Here is a 1,484-nt window from a genome sequence, read left to right as displayed (position 1 = left end):
ACCGTACGGCTGCGGCGCCTGCGGCCTCGGCGCGCCGAGGAGCGGAGCCTTCAGCGGCGGTACGAGCGGAGTGGCGACGGCCGCGCCGGCGAGGACCAGGGCGCCGACGAAGCCCAGGATCAGACCGCTGCCCGCGCTGATGCCGTCCAGACCGATCAGCGACCAGAGCGCCGTCCACGCCGCGAAGATCGCCAGCGCGACACCGAACTGCCCGAGGTCGAGCCCCGCGATCTTGCGCGGCTGCGGCAGCGCGCGGGAGGTGACGATCAGTGCCGCGGCGATGACCCCGGCCAGGTGGATGCTCATCACGGTGCCCAGTGAGTCCCAGGCGTTCGGAGCATTGCTCGATCCGAACACGCTGGACTCGTACAGATTGAGGAACGAGGCGATGAACAGCAACACCGCTGCTCCGATCACCACGCCGTCGCCTCGAGTGAGGGAGCGGATGTTCACGTGAAAAGTCCTTCGTTGTCGTCTCGTCGGGGCGGTCGACGCGGTCGCCGATTGCGGCGGTGCGCAGTGCGAAGCTCGGGGGCGGCTCCCTATCGTACGGATGAATGTATCGTCTGCCCGATCGGGTCGTCTGCCCGGTATCAGGCGCGGTAGCAGGCCTGTTACCGGGCCCGGTGGCAAGCTGTTACGCGGGCCACGATCAGGGCAATCCAGGTCACCTGGTGAGAAATCCCATGATTCCATCCGCCATTCCCTGTGCCGCGCTCTGCCGCCAATCCGCATCGGTGAGCAGGGCGGCGTCGTGTGAATCGCGCATATTGCCGCATTCGATGAAGACTTTGGGCACCTGCGACAGATTCAGTCCGCCGAGGTCCTTCCGTACGTCCAGCCCGGTACCTCCGCCCAGGTAGTTGGCGGGTGCGCTGCCGGTCTCCCGGACGAAATTGCCGACGATGTGCTCGCCGAGCCGGCGCGAAGGACCGACGATCGCCGTGGTGTCCGCGGCTCCGTCCTTCACCGAAGCGGGAAGAATGACATGAAATCCACGGTTTCCCGGCGCCGAACCGTCGGCGTGCACGGAGATCACGGCATCGGCCTTCGCCTTGTTGCCGATTCGGGCCCGCTCATCCACGCACGGGCCGTACGGGCGGTCGTTGTCGTGGGTGAGGACGACCGTGGCGCCGAGTTCCCGCAGCAGAGAGCGCAGCCGGTGGGAGACGTCCAGCGTGAATGCGGCCTCGGCGTAACCGGCGTTGGTGGCGGTGCCGGTGGTGTCGCATTCCTTGCTGGTCGTTCCGATATCCACCGGTTTATTGATCTCGGTGGTGTGATCACGGTTATGCGGATTGTGCCCGGGATCGATCACGACGACCTTTCCCGCGAGCGGACCGTTCAGTCCGTCCGGCGCGCTGCTCTCCGAGCCGGATGGCGTCGGCGCGGTGGATCGCGTCGGAGAAGCAGTGGTGGACGCGTCAGAGGACGCCGTGGGAGAGGAGCCGGAGGTGGCGCCGGCCGCCGCCGCGGCGGGGGGG

1 protein-coding gene and 1 pseudogene are annotated in these 1,484 nt (G+C 67.5%); both read right to left on the bottom strand.

Features of this window, described 5'->3' with window-relative positions; translation table 11 throughout:
• Nucleotides 1-453 (bottom strand): annotated as a pseudogene (locus GA0115259_RS29875) (DUF5336 domain-containing protein); the annotation flags it as partial.
• Between the two features lie 214 nt (nt 454-667).
• The coding region (locus tag GA0115259_RS29870; RefSeq protein WP_107469290.1) for an N-acetylmuramoyl-L-alanine amidase at nt 668-1,484 on the bottom strand (817 nt) is incomplete at its 5' end.

The organism is Streptomyces sp. MnatMP-M17 (genome assembly GCF_900091995.1).
In the GTDB taxonomy this organism is placed as follows: Bacteria; Actinomycetota; Actinomycetes; order Streptomycetales; family Streptomycetaceae; genus Streptomyces.
Note: the sequence above shows the minus strand (reverse complement) of the source record. Positions and strands in the feature narration are given on the sequence as shown.